Raw genomic sequence first — 18,088 nt, forward strand, 5'->3', positions numbered from 1 at the left:
GCTGTGCTGTGCCCGTCAGGTCCGAGGCGGGCTGTCGGGTTCGTCGGGGTCGGGGTCGGCCTCGTAGGTGATGCCGTAGAGCTCGTCGGAGTCGTCCTCGGCGGCGCGCCGCCACCAGCGGGGGCGGTCGGCCCGGCGGGCGCGGCGCTCCTCGCGCCTGCGCTCCCGGTCCGCGGCACGGGCCGCCTTGGCGGCGGCCTTGGCCTCGGCGCGTTCGGCCCGCTCCCGCTCCTTGCGCTCGCGCTCCTCGTCCGGGGTGGGACCGGCGGGCACGGAGTTCTCGGTGGGCACGGGGTCATCGGCCGGGGCCTCGGGGGCCTCCTCGACGGCGACCCCGCCGCCCTTGTCCTCGCGCGGGCGCAGGGGGGTGACCGTGGCCAGCCCCTCGCCCACCGGGACGTCGGCGGGCAGCTCCACGCGCGCGGCGGGCTCCGGGGAGGCCTCCGGTGCGGGGGCCGCCGGGGACTCGGCCGCGGCGGCCGGGGAGCGGCGGGTGTACCACCAGTTGGCCACCCACGCCGCGATGGCCGCGGCCACCCCCACCTCCAGGGCGGCCACCAGCCCCACCTGCCAGGCCGACGGCCCCACGTCCGACAGCCGCTGCCCGCCCAGGGACCCGCCCGCCAGCTCCCCCAGGGCCGCGCACAGCAGCCCCGTGGTCACCCCGCACACGAACCCCCACAGCGGCGCGGCCTCGCTCACCACGTCCGGCGCGCTGCGCTGGGTCAGCACCCCGCCCACCCCGCCCGCGATGAACGGCACCGCCAGCGCCGCCAGCGACACCACCGGCGCCGCCCCGTTCTCCGGCAGCGCCGCCAGCATCGGCAGCATCGGCAGCGGCCCCACCGACACCCCCGTCGGCGCCACCACCGTCATCTCCCCCACCGCGAACCCCGGGCCCAGGGCGTAGCAGACCGCGAACACCACCGCGTTGGGCAGGTACGCGAGCTGGATGAGCAGCAGCAACAGTCCGCCCACCCACCCCGGGGCCAGCAGCCGCGTGGTCTCCGCCGCCTCGGGCAGGCTCACCGCCAGCGCCACCAGGAACAGCAGGAACCCGCCCAGCAGCAGCGTCCCGGTGGAGGCGAGCATCCCCACCAGCAGCGACCGCGACCGCGCGGGCATCAGCCCCAGCAGGTCCCGGGCCACCACGCCCTTGTCGCGCATCAGCTGGCGCAGCACCCCCAGCCCTCCGGCCAGGAACGCGATGACGAACCCCATCAGCAGCGCCCGCGGCATGCTCGGCTCCACCGTGTCCGTCCGGGCCAGCAGCGCCAGCGTCCCCGCGATCGCCGCGTACGGCCCGGCGACGGCGATCGCCGCCCGGTGCACGTGCCGCAGCCGGGCGATCTCGCAGTTGCGCGCCACCCACCGCCCCGCCCGGTACAGCAGCAGCCCCGGCAGCAGCACCAGCCCGATGGGGAGCAGGCTGATGCTCCCCTCGGGCACCGCGAACGACACGTGGTGCCCCACCAGCCAGGCCAGCACCGCCCCCTGCAACAGGTCGACGATCTCCTCGCCGAACGTGTCGTGGGGCGCGGCCACCCATCCGACCATGGTCAGGGTGACGATGACCGCCAGGCCGATGCCCGCGGCGGTCGCGGCGGCCACGCCGCCGGTCGAGTAGATCGGGCGCGGCGCGTCCGCGGTTCCCGTGCGGCGGGCTGGGTCGGGGGGAGATCCTGGCGTGCTCACCCGACTTATGCTGCCAGGGACCGGATTGCTCCGCGCCATCCCCGCCGCGCGTGTCGTGCTTCCCCGTCCCCGCGGGTCCGGCCTGGAACCTCCTGACCGGTACGTCCGTCATACGATGGACACCCAGCGCTCCCCGCTCGAAACGGACGACCATGACAGGCCCGGAACCCGCCCCTTACCGCCTCTCCGACGGCGAACGCGACGAGGCGCTGGAGTCCCTGCGCACCGCGTTCCAGGAGGGCAGGCTCACCGTGGACGAGCACGAGGAGCGTTCCACCGCCGCCCTGCACGCCGTCACCGGCAAGGACCTGGTGCCGCTGTTCGAGGACCTGCCGCCGGACCTGCACCCGCGTTCGCTGTCCGCGTCCGCGGCACTGGCGCAGAGCGCGAACGGCGAGGGGCCGGTGGACCTGGCGGAGACGGGCCGGTCCGTGGAGAAGAAAAAGAAGAAGAGGAAGGGCGACGACAACCTGCCGTCGGTGCTGGGCTGGGGCGGGTTCCTGCTCTTCGTGTGGGGTGTGCCGACGTTCGTCTCCGGCAACATCACCGCGATCAGCGTCTTCCTCGGCTTCTTCTGCCTGATGGTGGTGCCGGGCCTGGTCACCGCCCTGGTCCGACGTCGGCGCCGCGGGGACGGGCCCGGCGAGATCACCGGCGGCTGAGCGGCCGGGGGCCGACCGGGGCCGGAACGGCGACGGCCCCGCCCGCGCCCGAGGGCGCGGCACGGGGCCGTGACGACCGTGAACGGCCGGAGCCGCGGAACCGCTAGAACAGCTCGCGCACCAGCTTGGCGGTCTCGCTGGGGGTCTTGCCGACCTTGACGCCGGCGGCCTCCAACGCCTCCTGCTTCGCGGCGGCCGTACCCGAGGAACCCGACACGATGGCGCCCGCGTGGCCCATGGTCTTGCCCTCCGGGGCGGTGAACCCGGCCACGTACCCCACGACGGGCTTGGTCACGTTCTCCTTGATGAACGCCGCCGCCCGCTCCTCGGCGTCACCGCCGATCTCACCGATCATCACGATCACGTCGGTGTCCGGATCGGCCTCGAAGGCCGCCAGCGCGTCGATGTGGGTGGTGCCGATGATCGGGTCCCCGCCGATGCCCACCGCGGTGGAGAAGCCGATGTCGGACAGCTCGTACATCATCTGGTAGGTGAGCGTCCCGGACTTGGACACCAGCCCGATCCGCCCGGGCTTGGTGATGGTGGCGGGGATGATGCCGGCGTTGGACTGGCCCGGGGTGATCAGCCCGGGGCAGTTCGGGCCGATGATCCGGGTCTGGTTGCCCTTGCTCTGGGCGTAGGACCAGAACTCGGCGGTGTCGTGCACCGGGATGCCCTCGGTGATCACGACGGCCAGGCCGATGGAGGCGTCGATGGCCTCGATCACGGCGTCCTTGGTGAACTTGGGCGGCACGAAGATCACCGTGACGTCCGCGCCGGTCTTGGCGATCCCCTCGGCGACCGTGCCGAAGACGGGGATGTCGGTGCCGTCGAAGTCGACCGACTGTCCGGCCTTGCGCGGGTTGACCCCGCCCACGATGTTGGTCCCGGAGGCGAGCATGCGGCGGGTGTGCTTGGTGCCCTCCGAGCCGGTCATGCCCTGGACGAGGACCTTGCTGTCCTTGGTGAGGAAGATGGCCATGGTGTGTTGCTCCCTCTACTTCGCCGCGAGCTGCGCGGCCTGCGCGGCGGCGCCGTCCATCGTGTCGACCTGTCGCACGGCCGGGTGGGCGCGATCGGTGAGGATCTGCCGGCCCAGCTCGGCGTTGTTGCCGTCCAGCCGGACGACGAGCGGCTTGGTGACGTCCTCGCCGCGGCCCTCCAGCAGCTCCAGGGCCTGGACGATGCCGTTGGCGACCGCGTCGCACGCGGTGATGCCGCCGAAGACGTTGACGAACACGCTCTTGACGGCGGGGTCGCCCAGGATGATCTCCAGGCCGTTGGCCATCACCTCGGCCGAGGCGCCGCCGCCGATGTCGAGGAAGTTGGCGGGCTTGACGCCGCCGAACTCCTCGCCGGCGTAGGCGACCACGTCCAGGGTGGACATGACCAGCCCGGCGCCGTTGCCGATGATGCCGACCTCACCGTCGAGCTTGACGTAGTTGAGGTTCTTCTCCTTGGCGGCGACCTCCAGCGGGTCACCCTCCTCGGGAACGGCGAGGCTCTCCAGGTCCTGGCGGAACTCGGCGTTCTCGTCCAGGGTGACCTTGCCGTCCAGGGCGACGACGCGGCCGTCCTTGGTGAGGATGAGCGGGTTGACCTCGACGAGCGTGGCGTCCTTGCCGACGAAGGCCTTCCACAGCTTGGCGATGATCTCGGCGGCGCCCGCGGCGGCGGCCTCGGGGAGGCGGCCGGCCTTGGCGATCTCCGCGGCGACGGCCTCAGGGGCGCCGGTCAGCGGGTCGATCGAGATCTTGGCGACGGCGTCGGGGTTGGTCTCGGCGACCTCCTCGATCTCCATGCCGCCCTCGGCGGAGCAGATCGAGAGGAAGTTGCGGTTGGCCCGGTCCAGCAGGAAGGAGAAGTAGTACTCCTCCGCGATGTCGGAGGCCTCTTCGACCAGGACACGGTGGACCGTGTGGCCCTTGATGTCCATGCCGAGGATCTGCTCGGCCTTGGCCTGGGCGTCCTCGGGGCCCTCGGCGACCTTGACGCCGCCGGCCTTACCGCGGCCACCGGTCTTGACCTGGGCCTTGACGACGACGCGGGGCTTGCCCGCGGCGGCGAACTCGTCGGCGATCGCACGCGCCTCAGCGGCCGTGCTCGCCACCTTCCCCTGGGGTACGGGAATTCCGTACTCTGCGAAGAGTTGCTTCGCCTGGTATTCGAACAGGTCCACGAGGGTCCGTCCTTGTAACTCGCTGGCTCAGGATGTCTACCGGGGTGGCGTGGTCCGGATCCGGCTCGCCGCCACGTGTCACACGACGTGAATGCCCCCGCGAGAGGGCCGAGCCGGCTACAGAGTTCGAGATCGCCGCGGCGTCCTCAGCCACCCGCGACATGCGCAAAGCTTAGTCGCCTGAAATCCGGATGCCGGACACCGGGGGCGCGTTGGCCGCGCCGTCCGGCCCGGTGATCGCCGCACAGGAGGCGCTGGGGAGCACCCCGGTGGGAAAATATGTGACGAGCACCACGGCCTATAACACGGAGAACGCGGCGAAAGCCCCGACTCCACAGGTAACGGACGTGAAACAGTCGTGAGACGGACGTCACGTCACGGTTCGGGTGCCCTGTGCTTCGGACGGTCCGCGGTTCGGGTGCCGCCCGGCCCAGGCGCCGTCCGGTTCAGGCGGCGTGCGCGGGACGCACGTTCTCCTTGACCCACTCCGCGATCTCCGCGGTGGGCGCGCCCGGTGTGAAGATCTTCGCGACGCCCAGGCGCTCCAGCTCCACGATGTCCTCGTCCGGGATGATCCCGCCGCCGAACACCCGGATGTCCTCCGCGCCGTTCTCCTTGAGCAGCTCCAGCACCCGGGAGAACATCGTCATGTGCGCGCCCGAGAGCACCGACAGGCCGATCGCGTCCGCGTCCTCCTGGAGGGCGGCCGCCACGATCATCTCCGGCGTCTGGCGCAGCCCCGTGTAGATGACCTCGACCCCGGCGTCGCGCAGCACGCGGGCGACGATCTTCACTCCGCGGTCGTGCCCGTCCAAACCCGGTTTGGCGACGACGACCCGTGCTGCACCAGCCATGGTCCAACCCCTCACGGCCCCTTGTGAGGACCCTTGTGCGAGAACACCCGGGCGCCGTGGCACCCGGAACAATCCGATGCCCTGAAGAGTAACCCAGGTCACTGCGGGCGGTGGGGCGCGGGGACGGGTATGGTCCGGAACATGGCACAGGAACGGGAACGGGACCTCGACGCGCTCGGCACCGACGAACTGCGCGAGCGCGCCGTGGAACTGGCGCGCAAGAAGTGGGACCTGCGCTTCTTCTGGAAACTCCTGGGGCTGATCCCCGCCGCCGAGGCCATCGCCGGGAACCGGGAGGCCAGCGAGGCGAGCGTCGCCCAGCTGTCCGGGTTCGTGTACGAGGCGCTGTCCGCCGAGAACGACCCCAAGGTCCAGGAGGCGCTGCGGCCGGTGTACGTCGAGTACCTCAGGGAGCACGGCGAGCAGGAGCGCGCCGAGGGGGCCTGACCCGGGGCGGCCCGCGAACCTGAGGGCGTCGGCTCAGGGGCCCGACCACCATGTCCGAAAACCGCCGGTCCGGGCCTCCGGGATCGGCGAGTATGGATGTCGTGATGGACGATGAGCAGCGCTACCGCGCCGTACACGGCAAGGACTCCCGGTTCGACGGGATGTTCTACACGGCGGTGCGCACGACCGGTGTCTACTGCCGTCCCAGTTGCCCGGCGCGCACCCCCCACAGGAAGAACGTCGACTTCTACCCGACGGCGGCCGCCGCCCAGGAGGCGGGCTTCCGCGCCTGCAAGCGGTGCCGCCCCGAACTCACGCCCGGCTCGCCCGAGTGGAACATCCGCGCCGACGTGGTGGGCCGCGCCATGCGGCTCATCCAGGACGGCGCCGTCGACCGCGGCGGCGTGGGCGAGGTGGCGTCCTCGGTCGGCTACAGCGAACGCCAGCTCAACCGGCTGCTCACCGCCGAACTCGGCGCCGGGCCGCTGGCGCTGGCCCGCACCGAGCGGGCGCGCACGGCGCGCACGCTGGTGGAGACCACGGACATGGCGATGACGGACATCGCTTTCGCGGCCGGGTTCTCCAGCGTGCGGCAGTTCAACGAGACCATGCGCGCGATGTTCGACCGTGCGCCCACGGAGATGCGCGGGCGCACGGTGCGGCCGGGGTCGGACACGATCACGCTGCGGCTGGCGTACCGGGCGCCGTTCGACCTCGACCGCACGCTGTCCTTCCTCGGTGCCCGCGCCGTCCCGGGGATCGAGGAGTTCGCCGACGGCGTCTACCGGCGCACGCTGCGGCTGCCGCACGGACCCGCCACCGTGGAGCTGTCGGCGGGGCGCGGGCCCGGGCGCGCGCACGTGCTGTGCCGCCTGCGCCTGGCCGACACCCGCGACCTGACCGGGGCGGTGCGCCGCTGCCGCCGCCTGCTGGACCTGGACGCCGACCCGCAGGCCGTCGCCGAGGCGTTCGCCGAAGACCCGCTGCTGGGACCGCTGTCCGCGCGTTTCCCGGGGCTGCGCGCCCCGGGGCACCCGGACCCGGCCGAACTGGCCGTGCGGGCGGTGCTGGGCCAGCAGGTGTCCGTGGCGGCCGCCCGGACGCTGGCCGGGCGCCTGGTCCGGGAGTACGGCGAACCGCTGCCCCCGGAGCTGCGCGCGGGCGGCCTCACCCACCTGTTCCCCGACCCGGCGGCGCTGGCCGCGGCCGCCCCGGACGAGCTGCCGCTGACCCGGGCCCGGGCCGCCACCCTGACCGGGCTGGCCGCCGCCCTCGCCGCGGGCGAGGTCGACCTGGGCCAGGGGTGCGACCGCGACGACACCGAGCGGCGCCTCCAGGAGCTGCGCGGCATCGGGCCGTGGACCGCCGCCTACGTGCGCATGCGCGGGCTGGGCGACCCGGACGTGTTCCTGGGCACCGACCTGGGCGTGCGCAAGGCGCTCCCCGCCGACACCCCCGACGACAAGGCCTGGAGCCCCTGGCGCTCCTACGCCACCCACCTGCTGTGGGCCTCACTGTGAAGGACCCGGACATGAGAACAGACACCGAGACCGGCACCGACACGGACATGGACATGCTGCCCCTCGACATCGAGATCCCCGCCCCGGCGCGCGAGAGCGCCGTCGTGTTCAGGGACCCGGCGCCGGGACCGACCCGGTTCACCACCATGGACTCGCCCGTGGGCGAGCTGACCCTGTACGGCGACGGGCGGGCCCTGGGCGGCGCGCTCACCCCGGCCAAGGACGGCAGCCCGCGCCCGGTGCCCGCCGACTGGGTCCGCGAGGACACGGGGGTGCTCGCCGACGCCGCCGCCCAGCTGCGCGCGTACTTCGCGGGCGAACTCACCGAGTTCGATCTGCCGCTGGCCCCGGCGGGGACGGAGTGGCAGCGGCGGGTGTGGACCGCGCTGACCACCATCCCGTACGGGGAGACGGCGAGCTACGGGGAGCTGGCCCAGGAGCTGGGCCGGCCCACCGCGTCCCGCGCGGTCGGCATGGCCAACGGGCGGAACCCCATCAGCATCATCGTTCCCTGCCACCGGGTGATCGGGGCGGACGGGACCCTGACGGGGTACGCGGGCGGGCTGGAACGCAAGAGGTTCCTGTTGTCCCTGGAGTCCCGCGGGATGTGAACGGGGCCCTGCGGGGCGTGAACTTCTCGAAAACCGAAGCTTCTCCCCTTGTCCGAGCGTGCGCGCTTGTTTACTCTGCGGTAGCCGCGGTCCTGAGGTAGGACCACAGGCAAGGCCGGGGCCGTGACCCCGTCCCCGACCACCGTCGAACCCCGCTCGCTCGCCCCCACAAGGAGAAGCGTTGACGCCCCCCACCCCCCGTTTCCTCGGCCTGTCCACCCTCGCCCTCACCTGCGCGGCCGCCCTCGTCGCCGCCGCGGGCACCGCCCAGGCGGCCCCGGCCCCGGCGGCGCCCGTGCTCGCCGCCGCCGACAACGTCGAGATCCTCATCGAACCCGCGACCGCCGCCGACCTCCCCGGTACCGGGGAACTGCTGGCCGACGCGGTCGTCGCCGACGTCCTCGCCGAGGAGGGCGCGGGCATCGCCGCCCTCGACGCCCAGGACAAGGACGTGCGCGTCGACATCCGCGAGGCCGCCGACGGCTCCGCGTTCGGCGTCGCCATCGTCGCCGTCCCCATCGGCTCGGAGGAGGCCCCGGAGGCCTGGCTGTTCGCCGCCGACCACACCGCCGACGGCTGGGATGTGGGCCTGGAGGGCAGCGCCGAGTTCTCCGAGATCCTCGCCGGCTCCGCCCTCCTGGACACCGACCAGCGCGAGGCCGTCGCGGCCGCCACCGACCCCGACCAGGACGTCACGGCCGCCACCTACATCGGCGTCGGGCTGCCGTTCGCCATCGGCACCTCCATGATCATGACCGGCGGCCCGCACGGCTGGGGCTCCGGACACCCGTACAGCTCCGTGGACTTCGCCGGCGGCAACGGCCAGGCCCGCGCCGCCCGCGGCGGGTACGCGTACAGCCTGTGCACGGGGTGGACGCGCGTCATCCACGACAACGGCTACTCCACGGACTACTACCACCTGGAGAACTACCAGTGGCTGCCGGGCAACAACGTCGGCGTCGGCCACTACCTGGGCACCCAGGGCAACAGTCTCTGCGCGGGCGGCTCCACCACGGGCGCCCACATCCACTTCGGCCTGCGGGCGTACACGGACCCGAACGCCGCCGGCTGGTACGTGCCCCTCCACGGCCGCACCCTCGGCGGCTGGACCTTCGTCGAGGGCGCCGCCTACGGCGGCTACGTCTACCGCAACGGGGTCGGCACGGTCTACCCGGGCGGCTCGGTCTACAACTACGGCTTCTAGCCGCACCGGTGGGCCCTCCGCCCTCAGAGCGGCGGGCCCCTCACCGGCCCGGCACGCTGAACAGTCCCGACACACGGAGGGCACGGCTGACCACCAGAATGAACCCCTCCATCTAGCCCCCCTTTACCATTGATATCTAGGGGGTCTAGATTTATTCTCATGGTCAAAGGGATGAAGCGGCGACAGGTCGAGCAAGCACTCGGCAGGCACGGATGTGTGCAACCCCGGAGCTCAGGCAGAGGCAACCACGAGAAATGGATCTGCCCATGCGGAGAGCATCAGGCGATCATCCCCCGACACGGCGAGCTCTCCCCGGGAGTCGTCGCCGACACCATCAAACGCATGCAGTGCCTACCGGAGGGGTGGCTCCAGTGAAGACTTACCAGGTGCACGTCAAGCGTTGGGATCGCGGTTGGGAACTCCACATCGACGGAGTGGGCGTGACGCAGGCACGCCACCTCACCGAGGCGGAGGAGATGGCGCGTGACTACATCGCCATGGCCCTCGACCTCGACGACGACACCTTCACCGTGGTCATCGAGGACATCAAAGTGGACGCCGAGATCGACGCCCTCTCCACAGAGGCCCGGCAGGCCCAACGCGAAGCCGAACGTATGCAGCAGGAAGCAGCTAGAAAGATCGGGTGCACGGTCACCAAGTTGCAGAGGCACGGCCTGAACAACCGGGAGATCGCCCGCTATCTCCGGATCTCCCCGCAGCGGGTCTCTCAGATCTCATCCCGCCAGAAGAGACCGACGGACCAGCCCGAGCACCTGTGATCATCTGCTGAGGCCGGGATGCGCACACCTGTGCGCCCCACCGCGAAGGCTCAGGGCCGCCCGCCGACCGGGGCAAGGCTTGTGCGCGGCACACCCTCACTCGACGGTGTCGTCGGTGCCGCGCCACTCCGGAGGGCACTCGGTGTTCTCGGCTTCGGGCAGGCTCTCCACGATCCGAGCCCGCTCCTCGGCGATCCGGTCACCCTCGTAGATCTCGGCCGGCCGCGAGACGAACTGCGGGACCACGATCAGGATGTCCGTGCCGGTGGTGAGCGCGTCCGCCGGATCGACATAGGCGGGGTCCAAGACGGTGACCCGCACGGTCGAGTCCCCGGAGCCGGGCTTGATCCACTCCTGGACGGTGATCGTCAACGTGACGGTGTCCGACTCCTCGTACTGCTCGAACTCACCGCTACCCTGCTCCTTTCCCTTCTCGATGGCGGTGATCTCGCCCTGGACGATCACCCGTGCGCAGGAGACGGCCTCCAACTCGGTCTGTCCCTGGCCGGCGCCGCCGGTCTCCTGCCCCTCCGGGGATACGGTCGCCGAGTCACCCAGCACGTTGACGGCTACCACGCCGACGCACACCGCGGCCGCCACAGCGAGGGCGGCGACCACGAGCGGTCGGCGCCTGCGCGCGGGGGCATCGACGCGACCCGCCTCCTCACCGATCAGCTGGAACGCACGGCGCAGCCGCTGCTCCTCCGGTCCCTCGGGGGAATCGGCCATGATCACTTCACCTCCGTATCGCGCAGCTTCGAGCGCATCGCGCCCACAGCCGTGTGCAGCCTGCTCTTGACAGTGCCTTCGGGGATCTCCAGGACAGCGGCGATATCGCGCACCGTCAGGTCTGCGTAGAAGCGCAGCGTCAGAATCTGCCGCTGCGCCGCGGGCAACCCGTCCAGGCAGTCGGCCACGGTCAGCGCGAGCACACGTTCCTCCTCGCCGCCGGTGGACGTGGGACGCCCGGACCAGCGTGCGGCCAGGCGCTCGCGCAGGCCCTCCTCCCGTGTTCGGCCCCGGTGCCAGTCCACGGCGACCCGGGAGGCCACGACGGCCAGCCACGCCAGCGGCTCACGGATCGGGGCACTGTGTTGGAGGAGTTTCAGGCGGACCTCCTGGACCCCGTCGTCCAGGTCGTTCCAGGGCACGCCGCCCAGCGCGAGCACCGCACGGATCCTGGCCGTGCCCTCCGACCCGGCCGCGACATCCTGGGGCCTGCGCGTACCGCGGAATCCCGCCATATCCCGGTCCTTTCTTCCCCTGCTATGACGGAACCGGCCCCCGGAACGTTCATCGCCCGAGCAATACCAAGGCGGGCAGGGCCATATCGGCCCTGCCCGCCCACAGTCACCGGTCAGTCACATGAGTGCTCCGGAATCGTTTGGGCCGCGAATGTCGCGGGCTGGGGAGTCGCCGACTCCAGCGCCCGGACCAGCGCGTCACCGTCCTGCCCCGCCAGCAACTCCTCCAGAGAACCCTCGGCACCGTGCGCGTCGAGGGTGCCCTGCCGGGCTTCCGAGCCGTCGTCGACCCGACCTTCCAGCTCACCCTGGCCGATCACCCCGTCGTCGAAGGGGACCTCGGACCCCTGACCGAGGCCGCGCCATCCCGCGGGATCGGGGACGTCACCAGGAGAACACCGAGCCTCCTCCCACACGATGGCCATGATGTACCGGTGGCCCGACTCGACACGAGGGTGTCCGGCCAGCGCCATCGGTGTGCGGCCGTCGATGTCCCCTTCGGTGAACACGTACCCAAGCGCGGGATAGGTCCAGGTGTCCGGGGCGGGAGGAGCATCCTCCTGCGACCACAACACGGTTTCCACGTCGAGGGTGAGCTCCCTGCCGATGAGCCCCTCACCCCGGGCGATCTCCAGCTCGGTGGGCGGGATCTCCTTCTCCGCGGCCACGGAGACCACGACGACGTGGTCGGCGTAGGTGACCCAGTCCGAGGCCGTCTCGCTGGGCAGGTGGTCGACACCATGCACCAGGAGAACGTCCTGCTCCGCCGGTCCTCTCTCCCCGAGACCCATCCCGACGGCGAAGGCGGCCACGCCCGCGGCGGCCATCGTGCTCGCGAGTACTTTGAACGCGCGTTTCTTCACGGATGGTCCCCTCAGTAAGTGGCGTTGATGTTCTCGATGTTGTTGGACCCGAGCTTCGCGCCGGAGCCTACGGGGGTGACCATGCAGCCCAACCGGGAATCGGTTCTGCTCAACCGGGGTGATGAGACGTCCCCGTGCTGCAGACCGACGGCGTGCCCGGTCTCGTGGCACGTGAGACCGTAGGTGTAGCTCCCGTTTCCACGAATACGGATGTACTGCTGGTCGCAGGCCAGGGGTTTGTTGTCCACCGCGTCATTGCACCACGTCATTCCGTCGACGCTGGAGGGCATACCCGTGGAACCCTCCTGGTAGATGATGTCCGTTTCACCACTTCCAGAGAACACCGGCGTGGAGTCGTAGTAGATCCGCAGGTCGGTGGGGGCGAACTCGTTTCTCATCACGGATTGGACGTTATTCCGGTCCACGGTCTCCAGCTCGTACTCGCCGTTGCTGTCCATGTAGTAGTAGACGTCCCTGTTGTCCGTCTGACAGGGGAAATGGTTGACACCAGGGGACTGGTTGTAGCAGTAGCCCAAGGTGTTGGCGGTGGGGAACATGTTGTCGGTCACCGCGGCCCAGGCCACTCCGGCCACGCCGAGGGACCCAACGAGCACGAGCGACGAGACGAGCGCCAGACCGCGCTTCGACGATGATTCCCTGCTCTTCTCCACAGCACCCTTCCGGTTCACATGAAGGCCCATCGGGCCTCCGGTTTTCTCTGAATTCCCGGAACCGGGAATACCAGAGCGGGGATTCGCCCCCGAACCGGCGGGTCAGGGCACGCCAGAGAATTGCGCATGGCAAGCCTGAAGATTGGGGGATGAACATGCGATAGCCTAAATACACGCCAAAGTTAAATCAAGGGGAATTTACCGCCCGACAACAGAATTCCGAACCATAGCCCCTTTATTTCACGTCTCCTTGCAAAAATCGATCCTCTCACCAGGACATTGCAAAGCGGTTCTCCCAGCCCAAGGGCAATTTTTTCCAGCATGCTTGCGCGCCTGCCACCCAGAGAATGACGGCCACATGTGGCCTTCGCCCGGAGCTCTCAGCCCCAGCCCGGTCACGCCAGTGCGACCTCCGCCGCAGGGGGTGAGGGCCGCGGGAGGCCTCCGGCCCCGGACGCAGGGGGTTACCCCCGGCCTGGAGTCCTCAGCCCCAGCCGGAGAGCGTCGCGCTTCCTCGGCCACAAGGGGGTTGCCCACCCGACCCGGGCCCTTGGCCACAGCCCGGTCAGATCCCTGTCCTCCCCCGCCGCAGGGGGTGACGGCCGTAGGAGGCCTCCGGCCCCGGACGCAGGGGGTTACCCCCGGCCTGGAGTCCTCAGCCCCAGCCGGAGAGCGTCGCGCTTCCTCGGCCACAAGGGGGTTGCCCACCCGACCCGGGGCCTCAGCCCCAGCCCGGTCACGTCCCTGGCGCCCCCGCCGCAGGGGGTGACGGCCGTAGGAGGCCTCCGGCCCCGGACGCAGGGGGTTGCCCCCGGTCTGGAGTCCTCAGCCACAGCCGGAGAGCATCGCGCTTCCTCCGCCACAAGGGGGTTGCCCACCCGACCCGGGGCCTCAGCCCCAGCCCGGTCAGATCCCTGTCCTCCCCCGCCGCAGGGGGTGACGGCCGTAGGAGGCCTCCGGCCCCGGACGCAGGGGGTTGCCCCCGGCCTGGAGTCCTCAGCCACAGCCCGGTCACCTGCCCGGGGCCTCAGCCCCGGCCGGAGTGCGTTGTGCCACCCCCGCCGCAGGAGGTGACGGCCGCACGAGGCCTCTGGCCCCGGCCCCAGGGGGTTTCGGTAGAGCGGGACTCGGCCCGGTGTACCGGGGGTGAAACAGCAAGTGCAGGTTTCCAGGCGGCCCGCCATCTGCGGAGGGCGGTGTGCGGGAGACCGGACTCGGAGCCGTTGGTCTCCACCGTCACCCCTTGGGAACGTACAGACCCGGGCTGGGCGCGGAGCCGTCCCCACGTTACGAGGCCCGGCAGACCGGCGGGTGTACGCGTTGGACTCGCGTCCCGGGTGGTGGGGGTGTTGCTTTTCCAGGGGACGGGTCGGGGCACAGCGCACATCCCCGGCCACACAGGTCCACGGAAAGACGCTCCGACTGTGAAGCCGCGGTTGCACAGACCTCGCTTGAAACCCCGACCACAGACGGGGTAACCCCCGCCGACACTGCCCTCTCCGACCCAAGGGGGTGTCGGGAGGAAGAACCACAACCTGCACTCCAGGGGGTGACGGCCGCGGATACCCGCAGCCCCGGCCCCAGACCGGAGGAAGAACCGCCACCTCGCTCCAGGAAGTGACGGCCGCCGTCGCCACTGCGCCCCGATCCCAGGGGTGAACCGCACCCACACTGCCGCCGACACCGGCGGCGGCCCGGCCTCCTCCCGACACCCCCTGCGGCGGGGGTCGCGATTCACCTTCCGTTCTGGGGCTGATGCCGCGGATGTCCGCGGCCGTCACCCCCTGAGGCGAGGTCGCGGTCCTTCCTCCCGACACCCCCTGAGGCGGGGAGGGCGATCAGGGCCGGGGTTACTACAGCAATGGGTCGGGGTTTCAAGCGAGGTCTGTGCAACCGCGGGTTTCCAAGCGGGGCGTCTTTCCGTGGACCTGTGTGGCCGGGGATGTGCGCTGTGCCCCGACCCGTCCCCTGGAAAAGCAACACCCCCACCGCTCGGGACGTGCATCCAACGCGTACACCTGCTGGTCTGCCGGGCCTCGTACCGTGGGGACGGCTCCGCGCCCAGCCCGGGTCTGTACGTTCCCAAGGGGTGACCCGTGGAGACCAACGCGACCGAGACCGGCCCCCTACACCGCCCTCCGCAGATGGCGGGCGTTTTGGAAACCTCATTACCTGTCCCACCCCCAGGGGCGGAGGTTCTGGTTCCTCCTCCCAAAACCCCCTGCGGCCGGGGCGGGAAGCCTCCCGCGGCCGTCACCCCCTGCGGCGGGGGAGGCCACGGACGTGACCGGGCTGTGGCTGAAGCCCCGGGCAAGGCGGAAACCCCCCGGGGCCGGGGCCGGAAGCCTCCTGCGGCCGTCACCCCCTGGGTTTGGGGGCTCCACTGGCGTGACACGGCTATGGCCAAGGCCCCGGGCAGGTGGACAACCCCCTGCGGCGAAGGCCTCAGGCCACCCTCCGGCGGGGGCTGAGGTCTCCAGGCGGGAACCCCCCTGCGGTGAAGGTTCCGATTCTGTTGCCGGTCAGGAAGCGCGGGAGAGCGCAGTCAACACGGCCTGCCACTCGGACGCCGCGAACAAGAGATGGCCAAGGTGCCGGTGCCGGGTATCCCGCACCGCTGAGGCCCCGGGCAAATCGGCAACCTCGACGCAGTTCTGTTGTTGGGTATAGGAAGACGTTCGGAAGCGCAGAGAAGCAGCGTTGTCACTGTGCATCGTCATCCTTGCCTCCTCCCCCACCCCCGGCCGCTCACACCCACGCTGTCCCCATCAGGCCATCCGATTGGGGAACCTTCCCCAGCCGCCCCCTCCTGGGTACAGTGAGCCCGGGACATGCATCGGGTTATGCATGGCGCGAAACCCCCAGCTCCGGCTGGGGGTTTCGTGTTTTCCTGGTTGTCCTACCGGCGGGTGGCGCTCAGCAGCGCCGCCCACTCCGCACGGTCGAAGGCAAGATGCCCGGCGTCGCGGTTCTGGGTGTCGCGAACAGCGAACCCGCTGTCGAAGTCGGCGACCTCGACGCAGTTCTCCTGACGGCCGCTGCTGTAAGAGGACTTACGGAACTTCAAGTGGGACATGTCGAGCATCAGGGTCCTTCAGATCAGGTCACAGACTCCAACACCTCAGCGATGAACGACGCGGAGTCGTCCACTGAAAGCGCGGAGGCTTGAGCGTAGTCGTACATCAGCTCGTGTTGCCGGATCTCGTCGGCCTCCTCCAGGAAGAGGGTGTTGATGCCGCTGGTCTCCAGGTACACGCAACTCGGGTCCTCGGGGAAGTCGAGGATGGTGAACCCGCCCGGCATTACCGTGTGCGGACCCAGCCTGTTCGGGAGAATCTGGATTTGAAGGTTCGGGCGCTGAACGTTGAGCAGATACTCAAGCTGGTCGGCGAGGCTCGGGGTGACCTTGCGGAGAGCCGCCTCGTCCATCACCACCCACAGCTTCGGGGCGTCCGGCCGGGCGAGGATCTGCTTGCGGATCATCCGGGCCTCGACGGCGCGCTCGACGGTCTCCTCATCGGTGACGCCATGACCACGGATGACCGCACGAGCATAGGACTCGGTCTGGAGGATGCCCGGGATGAGCAGGGTCTCGACCGCGCGGATGCTTGATGCCTCCGTCTCCAAGCCCACGTAGGCACCCTGTCCGAGAACATCGGAGTAGCCGACCCACCAGCCCTTCAGCCTGGATTGCTCGGTCAGGGTGACATAGGCCTGCCGCTCGCCCGGGTCGGTGACGCCGTAGACATCGAGAAGCTTCTCGATGTCGCGGACCGAGGGAAGCTTCCACTCGTTGCGTTCCATCCGGGTCAGCTTGCCCCGGGAGAACCCGGCCGCCTTGGTGGCGGCGTCCGATGTAAGCCCAGCGGCCTCTCGCAGCTCGCGAAGCTTGCGTGCCAGCCGGCGGCGTCGCACGGTCGGGCTGCCTGCCACGTCGTCTCCCCCCAACTCATCGGTGCTTCCTGATCCTACGGCCGAACTCTGGGAATCAGACATTCTTCTCACCTCTCACATCACTCTTGCCTGCGCGCACAAGTTCTAGCAATCAAATCAGATTTGAGCATTGCAGATTTAAGAGCGATAGGTGACCATGGAGCTACCCGATGTTTGTCCGCCGGGCTTCCCACCCGGCACCCTGACCGGAGGTGTGCGCCCATGGCGCGATACCGCTACCTGAACTGTTCCGAACTCGTGGCCGCCCGCTGGCTGGCCTCCGAGGCCCTGCGATGGAGGCGACCCCGCAAAGCCAGCCGGGCCCGTATGTACACCACGCACCCGGGGTGTGACCTGGCGCCGCTGACCCTGGCGGTGCGGCAGTGGATCTCCCACGCCACCCCGCCCCAGACGCCGACCCCGGCACCGGTGGCGCCCGCACCCCCGCCCCCGCTGCCGCGCAGGGTCGGCAACGCGGCCTCCTCCGGCCGGCCCCGGGTTCCGGAGCCCCGCACCAGCCCGGAGCGACGGCCCGAACCCCCGACCGCACTCTCGGTCTCGGCGCCGACCTCGATCGCGGACGCGGTCGCGAAGGCGGTGCCCGGCTCGGGGTTCACCGCCGCCCTGGCCTCCCGGCCCCGCATCCAGGCCCTACGCCAGGGCAGCCGCACCCGCATTCACCCCCGGCCGGGGTCCCCTACGGCCAAGAGCCGGGCGGCCGCGCGGTTGCGGGCCCGGACCATGGCGTTCCGCACCACCACCCACCTGACGGCCGACCGGGACGGGTTGTGGAAGGACTCCCTGGCGGCCGCCCGCATCCTGAAGTGGAACCTGGGGAAGGCGGCGTGATGCGGCGCGTGTGCGACATCCGCGAGTTCTCCTCGATCCAGACCCTGGGGTTCTGGGCCAGCGTCCACCAGGTCCCGCTCCGCTACCTCGGACCCACCCTGGAAGGCCACGCGGTCTACGCAGCCACCCACGGGTGCACCACCCGGGTCGCGGTCACCTCCGGCCGCGACCCCCACCCCCTCCACCCGGTCTGGCGCAGCCCCCTGGAGGCCCTATGACCACCGAACCCACGACCCCGGACCCAAGGGTGCGGGTGCTGGAGGACCTCATCCACGGCCGCTGGGTCCTCACCCTGGAGCCCACCCCCGACGGCGGAACCGAAGTCGTCGCCTACCGGCCCCTCGGCTGGGCCGGGCCCGGTGACCCGCACGAGCGCCTGGCCGCACCCGACCACGCCACCATGCGGGAGCTGCTGGCCGGCCACACCACCACGGACACTACCGAGAGCAGGGAGTAGGACATGGGCAAGCCCGGCTACACCGACCCGGCCGACGACCCCATCCCCGACGACCTCACCGAGGAGGAGAAGAACGCCGTCCGCCGCCAAGGCGAATTCCTCGCCTGGCAGCGCTCCGTC

The 18,088-nt window shown here is 70.6% G+C and carries 21 protein-coding genes; 10 read left to right on the forward strand and 11 right to left on the reverse strand.

Annotated elements, in window-relative coordinates:
* Positions 1-15 precede the first annotated feature (15 nt).
* On the reverse strand, positions 16-1,695 hold the full coding sequence (locus tag ACJOT3_RS27805) for a cell division protein PerM (RefSeq protein WP_406976080.1): 1,680 nt from the start codon (positions 1,693-1,695) through the stop codon (positions 16-18).
* A 152-nt stretch (positions 1,696-1,847) separates the two neighbouring features.
* On the opposite strand from ACJOT3_RS27805, the gene ACJOT3_RS27810 reads away from it, so the two are divergent.
* Positions 1,848-2,357 carry a DUF1707 SHOCT-like domain-containing protein gene (locus ACJOT3_RS27810; protein ID WP_406976081.1) on the forward strand — a complete coding sequence of 170 codons (510 nt, stop codon included), beginning with the start codon at positions 1,848-1,850 and terminating at the stop codon, positions 2,355-2,357.
* Positions 2,358-2,460: 103 nt separating this feature from the next.
* Here the strand turns inward: ACJOT3_RS27810 and sucD are convergent, their stop codons facing one another.
* The 3 genes from sucD to icmB form a co-directional block, all read right to left on the reverse strand.
* Entirely contained in the window at positions 2,461-3,339 is an 879-nt protein-coding gene (sucD, locus tag ACJOT3_RS27815) for a succinate--CoA ligase subunit alpha (RefSeq protein WP_406976082.1), read from the reverse strand.
* Between the two features lie 15 nt (positions 3,340-3,354).
* The gene (sucC, locus tag ACJOT3_RS27820; protein WP_406976083.1) at positions 3,355-4,536 is read right to left on the reverse strand and encodes an ADP-forming succinate--CoA ligase subunit beta; all 1,182 of its coding nucleotides are present in this window, start codon (positions 4,534-4,536) and stop codon (positions 3,355-3,357) included.
* A 446-nt stretch (positions 4,537-4,982) separates the two neighbouring features.
* Positions 4,983-5,390, reverse strand: coding sequence for a coenzyme B12-dependent isobutyryl CoA mutase small subunit (icmB, locus tag ACJOT3_RS27825; protein ID WP_406976084.1), 408 nt, complete (start codon positions 5,388-5,390; stop codon positions 4,983-4,985).
* Between the two features lie 141 nt (positions 5,391-5,531).
* On the opposite strand from icmB, the gene ACJOT3_RS27830 reads away from it, so the two are divergent.
* The 6 genes from ACJOT3_RS27830 (at position 5,532) to ACJOT3_RS27855 (ending at position 9,951) form a co-directional block, all read left to right on the forward strand.
* Complete coding sequence (locus ACJOT3_RS27830; protein WP_406976085.1) at positions 5,532-5,837, forward strand: hypothetical protein; 306 nt, start codon at positions 5,532-5,534, stop codon at positions 5,835-5,837.
* Positions 5,838-5,941: 104 nt separating this feature from the next.
* On the forward strand, positions 5,942-7,357 hold the full coding sequence (locus tag ACJOT3_RS27835) for an AlkA N-terminal domain-containing protein (RefSeq protein WP_406976086.1): 1,416 nt from the start codon (positions 5,942-5,944) through the stop codon (positions 7,355-7,357).
* An 11-nt stretch (positions 7,358-7,368) separates the two neighbouring features.
* Complete coding sequence (locus tag ACJOT3_RS27840) at positions 7,369-7,968, forward strand: methylated-DNA--[protein]-cysteine S-methyltransferase (protein ID WP_406976087.1); 600 nt, start codon at positions 7,369-7,371, stop codon at positions 7,966-7,968.
* Between the two features lie 181 nt (positions 7,969-8,149).
* On the forward strand, positions 8,150-9,172 hold the full coding sequence (locus tag ACJOT3_RS27845) for a M23 family metallopeptidase (RefSeq protein WP_406976088.1): 1,023 nt from the start codon (positions 8,150-8,152) through the stop codon (positions 9,170-9,172).
* Positions 9,173-9,343: 171 nt separating this feature from the next.
* The gene (locus tag ACJOT3_RS27850) at positions 9,344-9,547 is read left to right on the forward strand and encodes a type II toxin-antitoxin system HicA family toxin (RefSeq protein WP_406976100.1); all 204 of its coding nucleotides are present in this window, start codon (positions 9,344-9,346) and stop codon (positions 9,545-9,547) included.
* Positions 9,548-9,612: 65 nt separating this feature from the next.
* Positions 9,613-9,951 (forward strand): hypothetical protein, encoded by a 339-nt coding sequence (locus tag ACJOT3_RS27855; RefSeq protein ID WP_406976089.1) that lies wholly within the window; start codon positions 9,613-9,615, stop codon positions 9,949-9,951.
* Between the two features lie 96 nt (positions 9,952-10,047).
* On the opposite strand, the gene ACJOT3_RS27860 is transcribed toward ACJOT3_RS27855, so the two are convergent.
* The 7 genes from ACJOT3_RS27860 to ACJOT3_RS27890 form a co-directional block, all read right to left on the reverse strand.
* Positions 10,048-10,680 (reverse strand): hypothetical protein, encoded by a 633-nt coding sequence (locus ACJOT3_RS27860; protein WP_406976090.1) that lies wholly within the window; start codon positions 10,678-10,680, stop codon positions 10,048-10,050.
* Between the two features lie 2 nt (positions 10,681-10,682).
* Positions 10,683-11,195, reverse strand: coding sequence for an RNA polymerase sigma factor (locus ACJOT3_RS27865; RefSeq protein ID WP_406976091.1), 513 nt, complete (start codon positions 11,193-11,195; stop codon positions 10,683-10,685).
* A 113-nt stretch (positions 11,196-11,308) separates the two neighbouring features.
* Positions 11,309-12,058: a hypothetical protein gene (locus ACJOT3_RS27870; protein ID WP_406976092.1), complete on the reverse strand. Its 750-nt coding sequence runs from the start codon at positions 12,056-12,058 to the stop codon at positions 11,309-11,311.
* Between the two features lie 11 nt (positions 12,059-12,069).
* Positions 12,070-12,759 (reverse strand): zinc metalloprotease, encoded by a 690-nt coding sequence (locus ACJOT3_RS27875; RefSeq protein ID WP_406976093.1) that lies wholly within the window; start codon positions 12,757-12,759, stop codon positions 12,070-12,072.
* A gap of 2,492 nt (positions 12,760-15,251) precedes the next feature.
* The gene (locus tag ACJOT3_RS27880; RefSeq protein WP_406976094.1) at positions 15,252-15,449 is read right to left on the reverse strand and encodes a DUF397 domain-containing protein; all 198 of its coding nucleotides are present in this window, start codon (positions 15,447-15,449) and stop codon (positions 15,252-15,254) included.
* A gap of 179 nt (positions 15,450-15,628) precedes the next feature.
* Positions 15,629-15,814: a DUF397 domain-containing protein gene (locus ACJOT3_RS27885; protein WP_406976095.1), complete on the reverse strand. Its 186-nt coding sequence runs from the start codon at positions 15,812-15,814 to the stop codon at positions 15,629-15,631.
* A gap of 14 nt (positions 15,815-15,828) precedes the next feature.
* Positions 15,829-16,725, reverse strand: coding sequence for a helix-turn-helix domain-containing protein (locus tag ACJOT3_RS27890; RefSeq protein WP_406976096.1), 897 nt, complete (start codon positions 16,723-16,725; stop codon positions 15,829-15,831).
* Between the two features lie 159 nt (positions 16,726-16,884).
* Here ACJOT3_RS27890 and ACJOT3_RS27895 point away from each other — a divergent pair, with 159 nt between their 5' ends.
* From ACJOT3_RS27895 to ACJOT3_RS27905, 3 genes are read left to right on the forward strand one after another with little or no spacing between them, the layout of a single operon-like run.
* A complete protein-coding gene (locus ACJOT3_RS27895) occupies positions 16,885-17,511 on the forward strand; it encodes a hypothetical protein (protein ID WP_406976097.1) in 627 nt (208 codons plus the stop codon).
* A complete protein-coding gene (locus ACJOT3_RS27900) occupies positions 17,511-17,729 on the forward strand; it encodes a hypothetical protein (protein WP_406976098.1) in 219 nt (72 codons plus the stop codon). Before ACJOT3_RS27895 ends, ACJOT3_RS27900 begins: the two co-directional genes overlap by 1 nt.
* Entirely contained in the window at positions 17,726-17,968 is a 243-nt protein-coding gene (locus ACJOT3_RS27905; protein WP_406976099.1) for a hypothetical protein, read from the forward strand. The genes ACJOT3_RS27900 and ACJOT3_RS27905 overlap by 4 nt, the downstream gene beginning before the upstream one ends.
* Positions 17,969-18,088 lie beyond the last annotated feature (120 nt).

The sequence above is a fragment of the Nocardiopsis protaetiae genome (assembly GCF_045446735.1).
Lineage (GTDB): Bacteria > Actinomycetota > Actinomycetes > Streptosporangiales > Streptosporangiaceae > Nocardiopsis > Nocardiopsis protaetiae.

Bases quoted from the DNA above. Each gene is read 5' to 3' on its own strand.
- ACJOT3_RS27810 (WP_406976081.1), top strand. From the start codon at position 1,848: ATGACAGGCCCGGAACCCGCCCCTTACCGCCTCTCCGACGGCGAACGC.
- icmB (WP_406976084.1), bottom strand. From the start codon at position 5,390: ATGGCTGGTGCAGCACGGGTCGTCGTCGCCAAACCGGGTTTGGACGGG.
- ACJOT3_RS27835 (WP_406976086.1), top strand. From the start codon at position 5,942: ATGGACGATGAGCAGCGCTACCGCGCCGTACACGGCAAGGACTCCCGG.
- sucD (WP_406976082.1), bottom strand. From the start codon at position 3,339: ATGGCCATCTTCCTCACCAAGGACAGCAAGGTCCTCGTCCAGGGCATG.
- ACJOT3_RS27895 (WP_406976097.1), top strand. From the start codon at position 16,885: ATGGCGCGATACCGCTACCTGAACTGTTCCGAACTCGTGGCCGCCCGC.
- ACJOT3_RS27905 (WP_406976099.1), top strand. From the start codon at position 17,726: ATGACCACCGAACCCACGACCCCGGACCCAAGGGTGCGGGTGCTGGAG.
- ACJOT3_RS27860 (WP_406976090.1), bottom strand. From the start codon at position 10,680: ATGGCCGATTCCCCCGAGGGACCGGAGGAGCAGCGGCTGCGCCGTGCG.
- ACJOT3_RS27885 (WP_406976095.1), bottom strand. From the start codon at position 15,814: ATGCTCGACATGTCCCACTTGAAGTTCCGTAAGTCCTCTTACAGCAGC.
- ACJOT3_RS27830 (WP_406976085.1), top strand. From the start codon at position 5,532: ATGGCACAGGAACGGGAACGGGACCTCGACGCGCTCGGCACCGACGAA.
- ACJOT3_RS27840 (WP_406976087.1), top strand. From the start codon at position 7,369: ATGAGAACAGACACCGAGACCGGCACCGACACGGACATGGACATGCTG.
- ACJOT3_RS27865 (WP_406976091.1), bottom strand. From the start codon at position 11,195: ATGGCGGGATTCCGCGGTACGCGCAGGCCCCAGGATGTCGCGGCCGGG.
- ACJOT3_RS27900 (WP_406976098.1), top strand. From the start codon at position 17,511: ATGCGGCGCGTGTGCGACATCCGCGAGTTCTCCTCGATCCAGACCCTG.
- ACJOT3_RS27850 (WP_406976100.1), top strand. From the start codon at position 9,344: ATGAAGCGGCGACAGGTCGAGCAAGCACTCGGCAGGCACGGATGTGTG.
- ACJOT3_RS27890 (WP_406976096.1), bottom strand. From the start codon at position 16,725: ATGTCTGATTCCCAGAGTTCGGCCGTAGGATCAGGAAGCACCGATGAG.
- ACJOT3_RS27880 (WP_406976094.1), bottom strand. From the start codon at position 15,449: ATGACGATGCACAGTGACAACGCTGCTTCTCTGCGCTTCCGAACGTCT.
- ACJOT3_RS27875 (WP_406976093.1), bottom strand. From the start codon at position 12,759: ATGGGCCTTCATGTGAACCGGAAGGGTGCTGTGGAGAAGAGCAGGGAA.